Genomic DNA, 20,747 nt, shown 5'->3' with positions numbered 1-20,747 from the left:
GGATTAGAGTAAAGCAAACAGGGGGAGATTCAATGAATAGCAAAAATAAAACATTTCGGTTAGTTCTTCGCGCCATTTTGTTAGCCATCATTATTGTTCAATCAATGATTCCATGGTTAGGATTTATTCCATTAGGTTTTATTAGCTTGACGATCATCCATATCACAGTGATCGTAGCTGCCGTAGTATTAGGACCGAAAGATGGTATGTTGATCGGCTTGTTCTGGGGAATTGCGACGATCATCCGTGCATACGCGATGCCAACTACACCATTTGATACATTAGTGTTCACCAATCCAATCATCTCAGTCGTGCCTAGAGTCTTAGTTGGACTGGTAGCGGGCTTAGTATTCCATTGGTTGTATAAGCGTTCTTCTACGATCGTCGTACCGGCTGTTGTGGCAGGAATTTTAGGTTCTTTAGTCAATACGGTCCTTGTTTTAGGATTTATGGGCTTATTCTATACGAATGCTACAGCTCAAGCTTATGGTGTCGATGCTTCGGTCTTGTTCAAGACACTTGCTGGGATTGCCGCAATCAATGGGATTCCAGAAGCTATCGGTGCAGGGATCATCACACCTTTACTCGCAAAAGCATTATTTGCAGCAACACCTTTAAAACCTGAATGATATAAGGCCAGTAATCACAGATAAAAGGAGTCACAAATTTGGCAAAGAAACAAGAAACACTAACAGCAAAAGAACGAACAAAAAAAGCATTGATGGCAGGGATATGGGGACTGCTGACGAATGTGATCTTATTCGTTGCGAAATTGATGATCGGATTACTCTCTGGAAGTGTGTCGATCATGGCGGATGCCATCAACAGTTTGTCAGATACCGCTTCTTCTGTATTAACTTTGATTGGCTTCAAGATCGCGGCAAAACCAGCAGATCCGGAGCACCCTTATGGACACGAACGTTTTGAATATATCAGTGGACTATTCGTGTCCCTCATCATCACCTACGTCGGTTTCCAGTTCTTACATTCTTCGATCGAAAAAATCATCCATCCTGAAAATATTGCTTTATCTCCAGTGATTTTTTTAGTCTTAGTTTTTTCGATTGGATTGAAATTGATTCAAGGACGTATGTACAAGAGAACCGCAACAACGATCGATTCGGAAACATTACATGCCACTGCCAAAGATAGCTATAATGATGTATACACGACATTCGCTGTGTTACTCTCAGCTTCTGTTGAATGGTTGACAGGTTGGCGGGTCGATGGTTACATTGGTTTCTTATTAGCACTTTATATATTGTACAGTGGAGTCATGATGTTAAGAGAGTTCGTCTATGAATTATTAGGCAGTCGTCCCACTGTTGAGCAGATCCAAGCGATGGAGGAGCAACTGAACGGATATACGAAAATACTTGGTTATCATGACTTGTTAGTGCATAATTATGGACCAAATCAGCGCTTTGCTTCTGTTCATGTGGAAGTGGATGATCGACTAGATTTAAATGAAGCGCACAAGATCATGGACATCATCGAAAAAGACTTCAAAAAATCTTTAGGTGTCGAATTAGTCTGTCATCTAGATCCAGTGCCAGTAAATAATGAGAATTATCAAGAGATTCTCAATGAGCTGAAAAAAATCATCAATGAGACAGCAGAAGGATTGAAGATCCATGATTTTCGCATGATCCATAAAGGACAAATCTTACAATTTGATGTCGTTGTCCCTGAAGGTACTCGTTTATCCGACGAGGAATTAGAGCGCATGATGCGTATCCAAATCGAAAAGAGAGTCGGACAGTATCAATTGGATATCACTTTTGACCATAATTATTTGCTTTTTTAAACAAATTTACTCTAGAAAATAATATAGGGTGTTCAAAAATCAATGCGAACCATCTGGCGATATGTGATTTGATAGAAGTGTTGAGCCCAGATATAATAAGCAAAAACCTGAAAATATTCTTGGATTTTCAGGTTTTTGTTTGTTTTTTGGAAGGAATGCTCATGAACACCGCCACTTCATTTTCAGGGAAGATCAAAGGATAATGCTATTCGTCTTTTATGTTATTTTTTTCTGAACGGTGTCTTCACCCTTTTATTAATTGAAATGAGCATGGAGGTGGTTTCGTAGTCGTGCAAAATGTATCATTTAACGAATGTGTAATTTTTAAGTATACATTTCTTGACCAAATAATGTTGATCTACCGTTTGAATCCTGTGAGAAAAAAGATTCAAACGTTTTTTTGTCTTTTTTTTACGGTATTGAGAAATAATAGTAGTTGTTTGATAAATGCCATCAAGTAATATAAAAATAAATATTCTGTTCCAGCAATGATTCTGAAATTTTTGGTATTGACAACATGAATAATAATGGATGTAGGCTGTGTTTTTTAAGAATAATGAGTTTCAATAATTCTTATCATTCACAAGGTAAAAATTCTTGTTTCAATGTTCACCTGTTGATGTAGTCCTAATAGTTTGTCAATCGAATCAACTGAGGAGGGAATAAGATGCCAATAGAAGATCATCGTAAACCAATAGGAATATTCGAAAATAAAAGATATAAAAATTTTAATAAGAAAGCCGAACAAAGAATGGTCAACTATATTTTCGATCATTCTGGCAAACAACCAACAAGAGAGGGGCTTAAGACGGCAGTTGGGATGCTTTATGCATTCAGTCTGTTTCAAAATTTCAAATTAGAAGAAGAAATGCCAAATAAACAGAGGGCTGTTCAGGAAGAGCGTGGCATTTTTGAGATGGATACTTTTGTGGTAACAGATGATTGGATCAATCATAAAGACCAAGTGGTACATTCGCTGACTTCAAGTTCGACCTTTGATGCCAGAAACCTTACCAGTGCATTGAACAAAAACCAAACAGAAAGTGAATTTGAACCCAAGATAAATACGACAACCCCTTTGGCAGAAGCAGCGCATTTATGGAGTTTAGAAGTTAATAAATTTGCACATGGTATAGTTGAACTAGAGAATTGCACGACGACAAAAACAGAAAAAATCGGTCGGAAATGGGGGTTATGGGAGCAACCTCGAAAAGCACAAACTCACTTTAAAACCATATGTAAAGTCGCAACTGCTAAATCTCAAAAAATAAATGAACATGAAAAAGACTCTCCGCTCCTTCTTCAACAATTCTACTTCAAAAAAATTCCCCCAACAAATGACAGAGATTACTTCGAATTAAAAGATATCGCAAAAAAACTGAACAATGTATTTGACGAGTTTGCTAATGAATCACAGAGCCATCCTATTACTACAAAAAATGAGACAGACAACATAAATGATAACAATTTGGGTGTGACCGAAGATTTTTGGCTCTGTCTAGCCGATAGCTTTCGCTCATTTGTTCGTAACTATGCATCGAACCCCGGTGCTGAGAAATCAGAAGAAGGACAATCTTCTGAACTTTATGAATGGATGAAAGGCACAGTCAATCAGATGCCAAAAGGACATGAACAATCTGGCAGAGAACTTAGAACGGATCATTCTAGTGAACATAATTTTTTTAAGAATACCTTACTTGTAAATATCTCATCCAAAGAAGAATCAGAACAGTTGTTAACGACTATTTGGCAGTTAACGAGTAGATTTGCCGAAGGCGTTAGCACATTTTTTAATCAGGAGACAAATTCCTTTGGTGTAGGTGCTACACCACTTCCTTCTACCTCAATGCCGCCAACACCTGGTTCGGAACAGATTTCAAACATAGCATTTACTTCGTATGAAGATATCCCTGAAAAAACGATGAATAAAATCAACCGTATTATCAATACATATTTGAATAAACAGCCTTTTCCAGAGGATGACATGGAGCCTATGCTGCCGTTTTGGTATGATCATGATGTGTTTCAACAGCGTGCCAAAACAGGCGAGGTCAATGAGGCGGTCAAAGATTTTATGGGGGATCTATCCATTCAGGACTTGTTTGTTCTGATCACTAACTGGGAACAAGATAGATTTGCCTTTCAGCCTATCTTAGAAAAAAGAATCGCTCTAGCACATCTGCTTCTTAAAAAATACGGGATACCAGATCGAAAGTTAACTTATAAAGAAGCCGTAGAAATTGTACTTCAGTGGCGAACAAACAATATTTTCAAAGGCATAACATTTATTGGAGTGAGTAGTGTGATGGGGCATTTGACGGTTCCCAAAGTACAGACGAGTAATCTTACAGCAACAGTACCTCCAAACTATGAGTTAGAACAAGTGAACACTATCAAAGAAATCATGAACAGTAATCAGATACCAGAAGGAACAGTATTTCAAAATTTGCCGATAGTTTATTATGACTATGATCTTTTTTTTGATCGAAATAAAACCGTTGAAGTGAAAGAACTTCTGCTAGACTTCTTCAAAAAAAATAAAATTGAGATCAAAGAAGACGGCACACCTATTGAAATAATGGATGGTCTCAAAAAGTTTGTAAAGTCGGGAAGTAGTTCTAATTATTTAGAACAAGAATCAAGAGAACAATTCATCACTTTTTTTATAATGAAAGCCTATGGGGTGGAAAATGTTCGACTAGGTGATTCATATTCGCTAACCAAAAAAACAGCGGTGGAAAAACAATTGAAAGCTAATCTATTATTAGAAAGGTCTACTTTTAAAGAAAATACTGAGCAAACGGCCCATCATCGATTGTCTTCACCAGAAACACCTTATACGGTTCGGCTGCAAGAACAAAAAAAAGTAAATGGGCTAATTTTTAATGACTTCATATATGATCAGGCAGCGACAATATCAAATGTTGAGCCTATCAATCCATATTGTTATGATTATCCGATCTTGATGCAACGTGAAAAAACACTAAAGGTAAACAAAGCAGTCAAGACTTTACTTATTGCAAAAGGTTTATCTCTGGGAGATGTGTCCAATAGTGAATTAGTGAGAAACTTACAAAGTTGGCTGTTTAGTGGGGCAACCTATGAGGAAACTGTGCAAAGACAAGAAGAGGTAGCAAATCTACTGCTTGAGCATCATGGTATTGAATCACGTCCATTGACTGTCCAAGATGCACGTCTTTGTATTCTTCAATGGGAAGACAATAATGCTCAGTTAAATTACCTCATTAATGAGAGTCCAAAGATTGATATTAAGTTCAAAAAAGAACAGATTGAAACATTTCTTCAAGAAAATAACTTACAAAAAAAAGCGGAGGATTCCCGAAGTGTCAAAGGGAAAAGAGATGTTGGAAATATACGTACTCGAAAAGAGGCGATCCAGCGACGAGTCGCTGATTTTCTCATAAAACAAGGCAGGATCTGGAATATATATGATCCCATTGCTTTTGCGCAAACAGTTACTCATTGGCTGTTATTAGAGGGAGCAACGAGTGAGGTGATTGATCCAGTCAAAATCAAACAATTGGCACAAGTGATTTTGAATGAACCAGTCAATGGGGTCATTTCAGGCGTACATGCCCAGTTAACGTTTATAAAATGGTTATTTGAAACATTTGACTTAGACCAACAGTCGCCTGGATCGCCGACGCCCATTGAAAATAATGCTACACACGCACCCACTGACTTGACTGAAAATACACAAACCGAACAAACTGTGGAGAAACCATCCAAGCGCAGGATAAACAGGGAGCAATGGCGTGATAAAAATATAGGTGTCCAGTTGAATCAATTTCTTATCCAACAAGGGGTTGTTCCTTATAATAAATCAACGGAACGATTACTCGTAGCTATGGGAAAGTGGTTTACTAAAGAAGGCATTGGCATAGTGTTTATGCCTGATAAGGTTCAACCCATCGCCAAAATCATTCTAAAAGAACTGGGGATGTATGGTGGAGAGGCACAAGATAAAATTTCTTTTGAAAATGCTGAAGCAACTATCATGAGATGGGCGATCGAAAATATTTTAAAAGGATCGGTCGAAGAATATATCATAAGAAAAATTCTCGATTCACCCGATCCTTCGAGCTTTACGATCGGACAAATCAGAAGATTGTTAGAGGTTGATTCGTTAAGAAAAGCTGGTGTTGTCAGTCTCCATACGATCATCGGAAAAGATAGCATAGAAGAACAAAATTTAAGAGAAGATCAAGTGGTTTTTAAAAAAATATGGACGAAATTTATCGAAAAAACATTACCCAATTATTTTCTTGAGTCTAGCAATTTAGCTGACGATTTACTGATTTCTGATTTTAACTCATTGATGCAACTAGCTGGAGCTAAATTATTGGCAGATGCTGGCTATCTGTCAGAATTTAGTACTGTAGATGTAATTGAACTAGGTACATTTTTTTGCGATGCACTTAAAATCCAAGCCGTTCAGCAAATTGAAGTATTACAGTACCTTTTGACCCCAGCTTTACTAGCTACTGCTCAATTAGATCCTGAAGGGTTAAGAGATGCTTTAGTGAATGGTGATTATAAAGTCTATGCTTTAGAAAAATTTATCACTTTATGGCAAGAACTGACGGAGGCAATCGCTGAAAATGAAAAAATAGTCATTCATGAGGTGGGGGTTTATGAAGAGGCGGTTATCAACTGGCGTAGAAAAAAAGCATTAGCAGAATATGTGAATCAAGAATGTAACCAACGTTCAGGAAAAAACAGATTATTAATAGATCAAGCATATTTATTAGGTTTACCAGCTTGCCCAGATGTTTACCAACCGCCAGATTTAGAGGAATGGTACACTCAGCTAACGAAAAACGTTGCAGACGCTTTTTTTAAAGTGAATCAGCGATTTATCCACACTGCTTTGAGCGGGCTAGATCAGTCAGAGAAAAAGTTTCTATTTTCGAATGGAACACAAATTTATAGAGCATCGGCAGAACTGAAACATCTACATCATTACTATGCACCACCAGGTACTGGAGGAATTCCCGTAGTTTTTTTCGGTGAACGTGAGAAATGGTTAGATACTAACTTAAATCTAGAGAAAACAGATCTTTTTGCAGCGATTCGTGAAGGGGAAGAACGTTTGTATGCTGTGAAGAAACTGGAGCAAGACGGGGGATATATTTTTTATCGAGTAGATAAAGATCCTCTGTTATATCTTAACTATGGGTTGTTTGATCAAAAAGACCTTTGGAGCGAAGGGTATACGCAAAACGGCGATAAAATCCGAATTGGTAAAAAAGATTTCACATTTTCTACAAAAATCAATCAGGAAAATGAACTGGGACAAGGAATGAATCAAGCGGGGTTGAGTATCGCGATCAGTCAAATACAGCGAGACCGTTTCTATCAACAACTTTATGACTTTGGAAATGACAAGTCTGTACCTGAACAAATTTGGGATGTGGTCAAACATATTATCCCTTTTTATGATTGTATCGTCGGAATCATTGATAAAAACGTTCCTGATGCGGTCACTTCCTGTACGATCGATGTGATCTTCTTGATTCCTGTTTTTGGACAAGTGGTGGGACTGAGTACAAATTTTGCTTTGGGAATGGCAAAAGCGGCTGCGGAAGGTGGAGTCAGAAACGCTATTCGAAGTGGGATGCGCTTCACACCAAATCGTATAGAACTAACAGCGCTTCTTAAAAGTTCGGCACGTTACGCAGATCCCGGATTTGAATTAGTAACTGACGGAGCAAAGATGATACTTAAAGGATTTTCTGAATTGAGAAATCAATTGTTCATTCCTGCTCATTTGGAACCTTTATTAACTAAGCTGGAGACATTGACAAAAAAAATGCCTCCGTTGCCTATTGACCATGCGAGAGCTCAGCTACCAAGAAAGGGGCCTTACACTGTAGTGAAACGCGTGAAAGATTCATTATACATGCAGGTGAGGAATCTAAAAAATGGTGATGTTTTTGGTGAGTATTTCACGTTACATGGGAATCAACTCCGGTCTTTCGAAGGGGAGTTATTTTACAATCAAGAAGAGATTGATCGTATAACCAGGCTCGCAAAGCAAGTGGATGCTTCGCAAATGTTTGTAGTAAAACAAAATTTGTACCCGAAAGGATACGGCGAAGGAAAAGTATACAATGTGGAGAAGAATGGGGAAGTCATTGATTCATTCGTCAGAATGAATCAAGAAATGGTCCCTGTGCAAATCCATCCGATTGAAGGGCATGGCTTGCGTTATGACGTATGTGAAGGAGATAAATTATTCCCTATACGATTTAACGGTGTAGGGTGGTATTTTGAAACGGAGACTTCGCCAAGGTTAGCAAAAGAAGTAAGCGACTATGTCTCTCGTCAACTAGAACAGTTTGAAAGCTTAAGTAGTCCAATGACGCTCTCTCCACCAGATGAGCTTGGCTTGATGCGCGCTTCCTCAGGAAGAACTTATATCAAGATAAACAATCACTATGTGCCATTGGGTTTGATCGACCGAGAAAATCAACGGTATCATCTAGTTAAGAAAAAGGTGACTAAGCCACTACCAATCTTGAGATTTGATGAGCTACACAATCACTTCCGTGTTGAGACCGAATTAGAAAGACTGACTGCTGATCCTCACCATGCAATCTTAGCAGGTGGAAAAAAAAGTAAAAGTATTCCTAAGAAACCAACGAACAAGGCAGCTGGAGATAAAAAAGGAAAGCAACCCATCCAACCCGTTGGAGCAGCTGGAACATCTCGCGATGCAGACCACTTGGCGGAGATTGCTAAAACTTTGGAATACCCACCATATTACAAATTACCAGAATCACTTGGTGTAGCGGAAACATTCAATCAACTCAGACAAGCTACTATACTTACTGATCATCCAAAGAAGTTCAGGTATGAGGATGATCAAGTGAAGCTACCAATGTTGACTTCTTTTGTTTCAGAATTTCCAAATTTAACTTCCCGTACTGATGGTATGGCAAAGTCAGCTATGACTCATGAAATCAAAAGAGTACTAGCCAATGATCCAGAGCTTCCTTATCGAGTATTTTCGGGTTTTTCTTCTGATAAAGTACCAGAGTACATTGATGCATTTCAAAAAGAAGTCGCTTCGGGAGTTGATGAGTCAGTGACCTATCTCCAAGCATTCAAGAAAAAAGCAGAGGACTGGTTGAAACTTGAAACACTCGAAGAAATAAAGCCAGGTCAATATTTGAATCACATGTTCAAGCTAGAATCTACCGAAAATAAGAAACAAGTGATGAAAGAAGTCCTCAAAAGATTAATCATTATAGCTGACAAAAGCGAACAATTCCTTAAATTATCAAAAGATTTAGGCTATCAAAATATCTGGATCGTCTCTTCTGATTTAGTCTATGATAAAAAAACTAAACATTATTATACAGCTAAAGCGAAACCTCCATCTACGGTGGCGTTTGTAGTGAATGGTGATCCAGAAAGTCGGATACTGATCCTCGCAGATAGATTCCATGTAAAGCCATCAGTTAAGCAAAATACTCAAATTAGACCTAGTTTATCAGCAACGGTTATCCATGAAACATCGCATGTTGTATCAAGCACAGTGGATTATGCTAAGTTTGAAGATCCTCCGATAGGATTTCAAAGCAGCGGAGAAGATATCAGAAAACGGTTTGACTTTGAATACATTGATATCACGTTCTCTGAGAATTTTGATCTCTTTGTTAGACACTTGGCAAAAGAATTCGATTTGCCTAAACTAGCACGAAGCGAGGTTGTTAAGCAACTTTTAGTTGATCCAATCTTAGCGGCAAATTTTCTGCTCTTAGATGCGGAAGTTGTGATGACGATCATTAGAGATCTTGTATTAGATAATGATTTTTTCAATCGTATGCGTGCGAGAAGAGAATTGAAAGATGAGCATTTAATCGATCCAAAAATATTCATGTTTGTTGCACTGATGAACATAGGGGATTTTTTCATATTAGAAAAAGGATTTGAAATGGAAAAGAATCAAACCAAGGCAAGGAATACAAGAGCGGATCTAAATTACCCAGCGCCCCCGAATGATCGTGAAAAAAGAAGCTTTGCTACTATCACCCAACAAGCTTCAACAAACAGCCAGGCAGCGAATAGGACGTTGACTTTTTCATTTTCGAATTCAAGTAAAAAAGAATTCAGCGTGAGAGGTTTCAACTAAAGAGGATACGTCAAGGTATCAATAGATAAAGAACTGAATGTCCTACCGATAGAGGAAAACCATGGTTTGAATCAATTTTTTTATAAGGCTTTTTGTAAAGCCTGTCTAGCTAGATTATCTGCCCCTTTATTTTTACTTTCAGGTATCCACTGGAGGATCAACATTGAAAAATCTTTTAATAGACTTTGAATTTTTTCTAAATAGGGCAAAAAATCTTTGTTGGAAGTATGGTTTTTGTCAATGGTTGATACTAGTACTTTACTATCAGAATAGCAGAGGATGGTTTCTGCTGTCATCTGTCTATTCTTTAGAATTTCTAAAGTTTTTAAAAAGGCTTCAAACTCTGCTTGATGGTTAGAACCAAAGGATAGAGGGATAGACAACTGTTCTTGTTGATGATCTGAGACGAGTAAAATACCACCACCACTAGGTCCAGGGTTGCCTTTTGTTGATGCGTCAATGTATACTTTTAACATAAGGAAAAACACTCCCTTCAAAATAATAGGTTCGACTTATTATACCATTACAGATAAAGACACGAGGTTGAAGAATGAAAAAAAATATTCGCTGGCAGCCTGAAACGGCACAGTCGATCATCTATTGGTCATCAACATTTATTATTTTGTTTTTAAGTTTGATTTTATCGTTAGAAAATACAAGACCCTATTGGAAAAGTAATATCTTAATGGGAGTATTCTTTATTTTTCTTTTACTAGGATTCCGACGCTCACTAGTTTTAAAGAAGAATGCAATAAAAATAAAATATGCTGCTTTTTGGAGAGATCGTGAAATACCAATCGATCAATTCAAGGACGTTCACGTACAAAAACGCAAATTGTCTTTAACAATCGAAAATAATAAAGAGCCATTTGTGATCTTTGTAAAAAGAAAGGCACAAGCAGAACTACTTGACCACTTGGAATACCCTATGAAAAAATCGGTGACGGTTCCATCAATACCTAAGAATGCGAAAGATCTAGTTAAGTAAGATTTTGTATGAGTTTGATCACGAGTAAGAATCAAAACAACGATATCAAGTAGGATGAGAGAGTAGTTGAGGTGGGAACAAAAGTGTTTATTCGGTTTTAGATGGTACGAGAGAGCTAATGTCCCAAGCTCTGAAAGAGTAAAAAGGCATTAAAAAATAAAAAAGCTATTCCAATTGATCGGAATAGCTTTTTTTCGTTTGATTTTGCTGTGTTTATTCATTGATCTTTTTGACATGGGCAGCCTGAATGCCACGGTTACCTTCAATGACAGTAAATTCTACCACTTGGTTTTCTTCAAGTGTTTTGAATCCTTCTTCTTCGATTGCAGTAAAATGTACGAAGATTTCTTCTGTTTCATCATAACTAATAAAACCATATCCTTTTTTGTTATCGAACCATTTCACCATTCCTGTGGTCAAAACACTCACGACCTTTCTATGTCTGATCATAGCCTATATTATAAAGAGAATTAATAGGTACGTCAAATAAATTAAAAACCAGTTTTTTTTGTTTTTTTTTACAACAAAAACAGGTATAATGGATATAACTTAACAAAAAAACGAATAACAGCATATATAGTTCGTGAAAAGGGGCGTTTTAATGAAAAGTGATTTAGAAATCTCACAAGAAACACAGCTAAAACCGATAGTTGGAGTTGCGCATAGCATTGGAATCAAAGAAGATGATTTGGAATTGTATGGAAAATACAAAGCAAAAGTAAACTTTTCCGCAATGAAGGATTTTTCGGAAAAAGAGGACGGTCGCCTCGTATTGGTAACTTCTATCAATCCAACACCAGCGGGTGAAGGAAAATCGACAGTCACCGTCGGATTAGGGGACGCGTTGAATCAATTAAATAAAAAAGCAGTGATTGCATTACGTGAGCCATCATTAGGACCAGTTATGGGGATCAAGGGTGGAGCTACAGGAGGTGGCTACGCACAAGTATTACCAATGGAAGACATCAATTTGCATTTTACTGGCGACATGCATGCAATCACCTCTGCTAATAATGCGCTGTCTGCCTTATTAGATAACCACATCCATCAAGGAAATGAGCTTGGGATCGATCCTCGACGTGTCATTTGGAAGCGTGTCGTGGATTTAAATGATCGTGCATTGCGAAATGTGATCGTTGGACTGGGCGGACCAATTCAAGGAGTTCCAAGAGAAGATGGGTTTGATATTACTGTAGCTAGTGAAATCATGGCGATATTGTGTTTAGCTGCCGATTTAGATGACTTAAAAGCTCGTTTAGCACGAATCGTCATTGGTTACACCTACGATCGACGACCTATAACGGCTGGGGATTTAAATGCAGAGGGTTCTCTTGCTTTGTTATTAAAAGATGCCATTAAACCGAATCTTGTGCAAACGATCTATGGTACACCAGCATTTATCCATGGTGGACCGTTTGCGAATATTGCTCACGGATGTAACAGTGTATTAGCAACTAAAACGGCTTTGAAAATTGCCGATTATGTAGTGACTGAAGCTGGTTTTGGTGCCGATTTAGGGGGAGAAAAATTCCTAGATATCAAAGTTCCTAATTTGAAGAAAGCGCCAGATGCGATTGTGATCGTAGCTACTGTTCGTGCGTTGAAAATGCATGGAGGATTGGCTAAGGCAGAACTACAAAACGAAGATCTTGCGGCTTTGCAGGCTGGTTTTTCTAACTTAAAACGGCATATTCGCAATATGAAAGGTTACAAGATTCCGGTGATCGTCGCAATCAATGAATTTGTGACTGACACAGATGCTGAATTAGAGTTACTGAAAGAATTGTGTGAAAAAGAAGGGATTGTAGCAAAACGCGCCAGTGTTTGGGAAAATGGTGCCAAAGGGGGAGTCGAGCTAGCAAAAGCAGTCGTAGAATTGATCGATACAGAAGTCGCGGATTATGTTCCATTATATCAATCCAGTGATTCGATCAAATCAAAAGTCAAAGCAGTCGTTCAAAAAATCTACGGTGGCAAAGAAGTTTCATTTAGCAAAAAAGCAGAGAACCAAATCATTGAGTTTGAGAAAAATGGGTGGTCTGATTTACCGATCTGCATGGCGAAAACCCAGTATTCTTTTTCGGATGATCCAACCTTACTAGGTGCACCGGAAGATTTCACGATCACGATCCGTGAATTTGTACCTAAGTTGGGTGCCGGATTTTTAGTTGCTTTGACAGGTGATGTGATGACGATGCCAGGATTGCCAAAGGAACCAGCCGCATTGAATATGAATGTGACGAATCAGGGAGAAGTAATCGGGTTATTCTAATCGGAAAAGTTAATAACCCTTTTTAATACGAAGGCGTACAAGCTAAAAAATAGTTGATCTATTTTTTACTTGTATGCCTTTTTTATAATGATTGATCTATACTCAAGTGACAAAAAAGTTCAAGTTTTTATTATTTTAAAAAAACTAGTCCCGAGGACAAATGGACAGCCATGTATAATTGTTGCATAAAATTCTACTATTAGGGTTGTATCTCATCAACGATATAAGGAGAGAAAGCTATGCCAATCGATAATCAAAGTAATCGACAACGAAATGGTCAATTTAACAATAAAAAGAATGATAAAGAAGATAAGGAGGCTTTACAAGAGGCAGTAAATGCCATTTCTTCTGGTGTCGGTCGTGCCCCTACCTCAGAGATTCTTCGCTCACCATTCTTGTTGTCACTATACGTCTCAAGTATCCTAGGAAATGTGGTCATACGCGGTGAGCGTCCCAATCAACAACAAATAATACGTAATAGTGGCGCTGTCTTTGAAGCAGATACTTTTGTTGAAGTCACACAACATGCGAATCAAACAGAAGTATTGAATTCGCTTACTTCTCATTCTACGGTGAACACGACGTTGCTCACACCGGCTTTGACAGAGAACACGACGGCAATTGCTACTTTGGATACACCATCTTTTCCCTTTTTTTATGATAACACTACTTACAATTTAACAGATTTTGCTCATCACTGGAGTTTGAACATACATAAAATAGCACATGGCATTGCAAAAACATATGGTTGTACAACGAATAAGACGATCACAGATGTCCCAAAACTATGGGGCTGGCAAACTACGTCTAATCACACAAAAGTCCACTTTAAAACCGTTTGTCAGAGTGCAATTGCTGAATCTCAAAAGATGAATGATCGACGAACAGATAATCCAGCCGAACTACATCATTTTTCCTTCAAGAAAGGAGGAGAGGGGAGTTCCAAACAACAATTTTCATTTGAAGATTCAGCCGAAAAATTGAGAAATATTTTTCAACAATCGTTTAATAATGCAACCAATCAGATGAATCAACAGACAACAGGAAATGCGAAAAATGATATTCCTGAGTCAGCTAATTTCTTTGCTGGTTTGACAGAGGCATTCATTACATTTTTTAATGATTTTGATCACCCAACCTATACCGAAAGACAGGAAAGCTTAAAAGGAGATTCACTGATCACACGCTTTTTATCAATGATGGCTCAAAGCATTACCTATCAAGAAAAGATCCACGATACAGTAAAACCTTCAAATAGTACAAATGTTCCTCATTCGTTTCAATCCTCCGACTTACCAAGTGGATTTCCTACGTTGAAAAAAGAAGAGGCAGGGTTTGCGACACAATTTTGGACATTATTTAGTAAAATGGATGAAACATTGACCAACTATATAAAAAAATGGGATTTATTCGTAGTTCGAGGAGCTGACGCAAGGCCGATCAACGATCCACGTCTAAATGCTAGGGCAGAAAGTGAAGGCGAAACAGTCAAAGATAACCAACGGGGAAAGAAAGTAGCAAAAAAACCTCAATCATCAATGATCGAGATAGTAAAGGGTATCGTAGAAGATATTGAACATAATCGAACCCCAACTAGTCGGTATCAAGAACCTTTGCCCTACTTTTTTTACGATAAATTTTTATTTCGGAGTAAGAGTGAAACAAAGAATGTAATCAAAAAACTGAAGATTTTTTTAATCAAACAAAAAGCTGTGAGCAAAAATGCCAATGATCTGGAAGTAGTCAAGGCGTTTGAGAGTTGGGCTAAAATCCGTCGCATGAGTGATATTTCGCAAGACTCGTCTAAAGTTCAATTTGCCGCTTACCTCATTCGAAGAAACTATGGTTTGAAAAATGTAAGAATAGGTGATGCTTTGACCACAGAACAACTACAAGCAATCTTTATGCAGTTGAAAGTCAATGTACACTTAGTAAATTATACTTACCAAGAAAAGTCGAAACCTATTCAAATGTCACCTGCGGAAAAACCAGTTGAGGCTTATTATCGAAAGGAAACAAATGTATGCAACCAGATTTTTTCGGACTTTATCAACGATGTTCCTGCTACTGTGCCAAAAAACCAGACGAATACAGCAGTTATTTACAATCGCGATCTCTTTGACAATCGGGAGAAAACCGAAGCAGTAAATAAACAACTGATTGATTTTGCACAAAAACAAGGATTCATTTTAAAGAATCCTACCGCAAGTGAATTGGTCCGATGGATGCGGATGTGGTTATTCAGATTAGGGAAATATGAAGAAATCGTGAGTCGAGAGGAGTTAGTAGCGAAAGAGTTATTAAGAGCCTATGGATCGAAAATGACACTTGCGGGAACAAATGATTCACGAGCGGTAATCCTCCAATGGGAAAATAACAATGCACAAATGGGTTATAGGTATGCAAAAAATAATATAGATGCGATCGCGCCAGATGCTCGCAAGGACAAATCAGATCAGACTGAGGAAGAACAAGTTCAATCTTTCCTTCAAGAAAATCACATCATACCTAAGAATGAAACCCTTCACGGCGTTGAACAACCTGCAGATCAAAGCCGACGTAGTGAACCAGTAGAAGTAATCGATCAGAGAATCTGTCAATTTTTAAAAACAAAGGGTGTCGTCTGTAATCTATCGAATCCACAGGTGTTAGTGGACACGGTATCCAATTGGCTTTTGCTTGAAGGAGCGGTTCAGAAAGTGATCGATCCTGTTAAACTAAAACAAATCGCACAAACGATACTTAACCAAGAAGATAATGGTCTCATTTCAAATAAGGAAGCAGAGTTGACATTTGCGAACTGGTTAGAAGGGAAATTGGCAAAAAAAGAGTTGTCTGATTTACCTGACAATCAGCCAAAAACGGATAAGCCTGACTTGAAACCTGACAACCAACCAAAAACGGATAAGCCTGACTTGAAAAATGATGAAATTCAATGGAGAAGTCAGCAAGTGACGAATAAAGTAGAGCAATATTTACGTCAAAATTATTTGATCACAGGACCAGCCACAAAAGAGAATATTTTGAGTGGCATAGGCAAATGGTTTATGCAAAATAGAGATGAAAGGGAAATTAGATCTGAAAGGCTACAAGCGATAGCAACTGTCATACTGAAAGAGTTGAACTTATATGGTGGAGCAGAAGATGAGCTGATTTCTGATAATGATGCAAAAAAAACAGTCATGAAATGGGTCATGGAAAATGTACTAGGCAGCTCAGTTGAAGAATATGCGACAAAAAAAATCCTTGATCATCCCAATCCGGCTACTTTTACGATTGGTGAGTTGAGAGACTCATTCAAACTGAAAGAATTGGTAAAGAACAAACGAATTATTCTTAATAAAAATAATGATGCTAAAAAGCAAAAAGAGTTAGAGACTAATATAGGATATTTGTGGAAGGAGTGTCTAAATTATCTGCTCCCTAATTATTTTCTCAAATCAAGTGAATTGTCAGATGATCTGTTGATTTCCGATTATGGGTCATTGATGCAGATTGCAGGCTCGAGGATACTAGCAGCGTCAGGTCTTCTAAATAAATTTGACAAAGAAGAGATCCGTACGTTGGGTGAACTTTTCTTTGAGTCAGTCAGTGAAAAAGGGGTTCAGGATATCGAAGAATTTGATCAGCTGTTGTTACCGGCATTATTCACAACAGCGCAATTAGATGCCCCTAGTTTAAAAATTGCAATTGAAACCGGCAATTATAGAGAATTCGCAATCAGTACATTCATTGGTTATTTCCAAAGAGGCTACTTTACGATCATGGCTCACGAAGAAGAATTTAACCGTTTTTATCGAAACTATAAAACGGCTGTGATCAATTTTAGGCGAAAACAAGCATTAGTGGGGGAAGTCCTTAATGAGTGTGAAAGACTCGGAATCAGGGTGCCTCCCGCTGCAGGAGAAATCTATTTAGCTGGTGGGAACCCATGTCCAGGCCCATGGATCCCACCTAATATCGAAACTTGGTACAGAGAGCTAACCAGCGATGTGGCAGAGTCTTATCACCTATTGAACCGCAAATTGATTGGACTATCCATTGATTCATTCAGTCAGACAGAGTTAGATTTTATGTTTTCTCCTGAGACTCGCATCTATGAAGGGACGGCTGAGTTTAGAGATGAGGCAGCTCTTGCCTCAAACCCGATTGGTTCAATTCCGTCCCTCGTTATCGCTAGTAGAAAAGAAAACAGGGATGATTTGATCTTACGCCTTAAGCAAACAGATATATTGGTGGCTATTCGTGGTAATGAAGAACGGGTCTATGCGTTGAAGAGATTAGAAAAAGAAGGGGGATATACGATTTATCGTGTGGATAAAGATCCACTTTTATTCTTAGATCACGATTTAATAGATCTCAAATCACTTTGGTGGAAGAAATATAAAAAAGAAGGGGCTAAGATTCGGATCGGTGATTATTCTTATACTTTTGTCATGCAGACCCATCAAGATAAACAATTATCTCATGGTGATGAAAGGGAATCTTTATTCAATAATATCAGTACGAAACATAAAGATATTCTGTATCAACAACTATATGAATCAGGAAATGACCAGACGATGGCGAGTAAAGTATGGGATGCTGTTAGCCATTTCATTCCTTTTTATGATTGTGTAGTTGGTATCATCAATAAAGATGTTGAAAGTGCAGTACCTAATTGTGTCATTGATGCGCTTCTTGTCATTCCGGTATTAGGGCAAATAGCTACTATCAATATCCGCTTTGCTTTAGGTGCAGCAAGAGTGATTGCCAAAAGCGGGGTAACAGGATTGGTAAGAAACAGCGCAAAGGTGCTCCCAAAACTCTCTGATTTGAGAAGTCTTTTGGCTAGTGTGGTGCGGTATATCGATCCAGGGATTGAAGCAGCAATTAGTGGTGGACGATTTGTGATCAAGAACCTTTTAAAATTAAAAGACCAGCCAATTCTTACGAGAAATATCCACTATAAACCAGTCCTAACAAAACTTGAAAAACATGAAAAAGATTTGCCTGCACCAGTGATATCAAAAATGACTGTTACCGCTCATTTACCAAGGAATGGTCCGCAAGTTCTTGTGAAAAAAATGAAAAACAATCTATATGTCAAAGTTTCCGATTTTAAAAAAGGGGATGTATATGGAAAAGTTTTTACTTTAAGAGGAGAAGAACTGAGAGAATTTGAAGGCCCCATATTTTTTTCTCAAAAACAAAAGGAAATCATCAATTCTTTAAAAATCAATATCCAGCCAGATGAGATGTTTATCGAAAAGAAAAATTTTTATCCTAAAGGTTATGGTGAAGGAACGGTCATGGAAATCTATAAAAATGGTCAGAAAAAAATGGATGTGATCGAAATGGACGATCAACTTGTTCCTGTTAGGATCCAAGCGATAAAAAAATACGGTGTGCGCTATGATGTAATGAATGGAGATAAAGTATTACCAGTGAACTTTAATGGTATTGAATGGTATTTTGAACCAAATACATCCCCGATCATTTCGAGAGCAGTAAAAATCGAAGTGACGAATCGTATCAATCAGTTTGAAGCTATATGGGACCCTAGTACTCTGTCAGCACCAGATGGAAATGGTCTGATGTGGAGTGCAGAAGGTAGATCCTATATTAAGATCCAGGAACGCTATATTCCTTTGGCCTTATTAGATAAGGAAAACAACCGATATCATTTAGTGAAAAAAGATATCCTCGAACCTATGACTGTCTTACGATTGGATCCGGGAATCGACCAATTCCGTTTTGAAACTCAGTTGGAGAAAAGCGTCGTTGAACGTCCGGATGATCTATTATTCGCTGGCGGCTTCGATGAGGGAGCAAGCACATCAAGAGGAGGAACAGTTCCTACTCAAAATCAACTGACCTCTCGACCTCTTAGTAATCCTAAATATCCGCCATACATGTGGATTCCAAAAATCCCGGAAAAATGGCAAGAATGGAAAGCGCGTATGAACGCAATTGAAATAGCTGGCCCTAGCGGTTTCTCTGTAGTGGAAGACAGTCGAGTTGTACTCCCACCATTAACTAAGCTGATACCAGAACCACCAAAACAAATTAGTACCAATGAAGCGATGACCATAAAAAAAATCAAGATGGGCATCCAACATTGTTTACCAGATGAGTTGAAAAATAAATATCGTGTGTTTGCTGGATTAGATGCCGCTAAGATGCCAGAACATCTAATTGAATTTCGGAAGGTAGTTGCAAAAGAATATAAGGAAGCCTTGATTATTTTAGATCATGTTATCGAAGAGTGTACATATATGCTGCGATCAGAGAAAATAAGTTCCACGAAGAGAGGGACTTATTTAGCTAATATGTTTAATGTATACGGCAAAGCAGAAGAACAGGCAGTATTAAAAGAAGTGGTCAAAAGGCTTAAGTCGATTGCAGAAAAAAGTAAAGATTTTCTTAAACAGTCCGCAGATTGGGGATTTAAAAATATTTGGATCGCTTCCACCGATTTACAAAAAGATCCGACAACCCAGGCATTCTATTCATTAAGCAAGCAACGTACTTCGCCCTATGGATTTGTGATTAGAAATGATGCTGAAAATCGAATCGTACTTATCGCTGATTCTTTCAATAAGAACCCTAAAATTTGGCCAGAAGCTGAAATAGCACCACCTGTATCAGAAACTTTGCTTCATGAAACAACTCATCTTGTTTCGATGACTGATGATATCATCGTGTATGATGCAGTTCACCGTGGTTTTCTAAAGCGTGGGAAAGATGCACTAATCGATTTTGTTTCTCGGTATCATAAGAATTTCGGAACTGCCAGTTTCTCTCGTTTTGTTCAACTGATAGCAGATTATTTTCGTTTAGATGGGTTATCGCGACTGGCTGTTTTTCGGAATTTTGCCACAGATTCTATGTTGATGGCTAATTATATGCTGAGTGATGCGGAAATGGTGGGAACACTTTTAAGAGATGTTGCGTATGGATACACGTATGATCAACCGCTCCTGCGACCAAAACGCGCTGTGGATGAACCAACCCAGGAGTCAACGCCGGAACTTGGCAGTGGTAATATACTTATCAGTCTGTCATTGATGTCGATCGGTGAGTATGCAACAGAAGAAAGAAGTATTGGATTAGAAGTGACGAAGGAACCCCCTTTAGTAAGCACACTTAGCGATGTAAGTCCTACAACAGAATTTTCTACCTCAATTAATTCGAAGCAAGCTGCTTCTGCTTCGGTGATAGATGCAAAGATACCAAATAGTCAATCACAAAATGGAGAGATTCCTTCCCAACAAACAAGAGTGAAACGAAGTGATTTGAATGTTTCGGAAGAAAAAATCAATCAAGGAACTTCTCGATCTAGATCTGTCGTACAAACAGGTACCTCAGCTGAGATTTCTCAGTCTGTAAGTACAAATCCGACGTTTTATGACAATTTATCCGCTCTTATAAATAGAGGAGTGGGAAAGAGTCAGGCGTTAAATAGGACTTCAATAAGGAGACGAAATAGAAAGAAATTAATTGGGGTCAATTTACAAAATTGAGATGCCCAACGATG

8 protein-coding genes are annotated in these 20,747 nt (G+C 38.1%); 6 read left to right on the top strand and 2 right to left on the bottom strand.

Annotation, left to right across the window (positions count from 1 at the left end):
* Positions 1 to 32 precede the first annotated feature (32 nt).
* The 3 genes from CUS89_RS10660 to CUS89_RS10650 all read left to right on the top strand — a co-directional run bounded on the left by CUS89_RS10660 (position 33) and on the right by CUS89_RS10650 (position 9,968).
* Positions 33 to 629: an ECF transporter S component gene (locus CUS89_RS10660; protein WP_019723497.1), complete on the top strand. Its 597-nt coding sequence runs from the start codon at positions 33 to 35 to the stop codon at positions 627 to 629.
* A 38-nt stretch (positions 630 to 667) separates the two neighbouring features.
* Positions 668 to 1,807, top strand: a complete 1,140-nt coding sequence (locus CUS89_RS10655) for a cation diffusion facilitator family transporter (protein ID WP_104872111.1) — start codon at positions 668 to 670, stop codon at positions 1,805 to 1,807.
* A 667-nt stretch (positions 1,808 to 2,474) separates the two neighbouring features.
* Positions 2,475 to 9,968, top strand: coding sequence for a QWxxN domain (locus tag CUS89_RS10650; protein ID WP_104872110.1), 7,494 nt, complete (start codon positions 2,475 to 2,477; stop codon positions 9,966 to 9,968).
* 80 nt (positions 9,969 to 10,048) lie between these two features.
* Here the strand turns inward: CUS89_RS10650 and CUS89_RS10645 are convergent, their stop codons facing one another.
* Complete coding sequence (locus CUS89_RS10645; RefSeq protein ID WP_104872109.1) at positions 10,049 to 10,444, bottom strand: ribonuclease HI family protein; 396 nt, start codon at positions 10,442 to 10,444, stop codon at positions 10,049 to 10,051.
* 74 nt (positions 10,445 to 10,518) lie between these two features.
* Here CUS89_RS10645 and CUS89_RS10640 point away from each other — a divergent pair, with 74 nt between their 5' ends.
* On the top strand, positions 10,519 to 10,956 hold the full coding sequence (locus CUS89_RS10640) for an EbsA family protein (RefSeq protein ID WP_104872108.1): 438 nt from the start codon (positions 10,519 to 10,521) through the stop codon (positions 10,954 to 10,956).
* Between the two features lie 213 nt (positions 10,957 to 11,169).
* Here the strand turns inward: CUS89_RS10640 and CUS89_RS10635 are convergent, their stop codons facing one another.
* On the bottom strand, positions 11,170 to 11,376 hold the full coding sequence (locus CUS89_RS10635; RefSeq protein ID WP_104872119.1) for a cold-shock protein: 207 nt from the start codon (positions 11,374 to 11,376) through the stop codon (positions 11,170 to 11,172).
* 181 nt (positions 11,377 to 11,557) lie between these two features.
* Here CUS89_RS10635 and CUS89_RS10630 point away from each other — a divergent pair, with 181 nt between their 5' ends.
* Together CUS89_RS10630 and CUS89_RS10625 are read left to right on the top strand one after the other, a co-directional pair.
* Positions 11,558 to 13,228, top strand: a complete 1,671-nt coding sequence (locus CUS89_RS10630; protein ID WP_104872107.1) for a formate--tetrahydrofolate ligase — start codon at positions 11,558 to 11,560, stop codon at positions 13,226 to 13,228.
* A 239-nt stretch (positions 13,229 to 13,467) separates the two neighbouring features.
* Positions 13,468 to 20,733 carry a QWxxN domain gene (locus CUS89_RS10625; RefSeq protein WP_104872106.1) on the top strand — a complete coding sequence of 2,422 codons (7,266 nt, stop codon included), beginning with the start codon at positions 13,468 to 13,470 and terminating at the stop codon, positions 20,731 to 20,733.
* Positions 20,734 to 20,747: the final 14 nt, after the last annotated feature.

This window comes from Enterococcus mundtii (assembly GCF_002947535.1).
Taxonomy (GTDB): Bacteria; Bacillota; Bacilli; order Lactobacillales; family Enterococcaceae; genus Enterococcus_B; species Enterococcus_B mundtii_B.
Note: the sequence above shows the minus strand (reverse complement) of the source record. Positions and strands in the feature narration are given on the sequence as shown.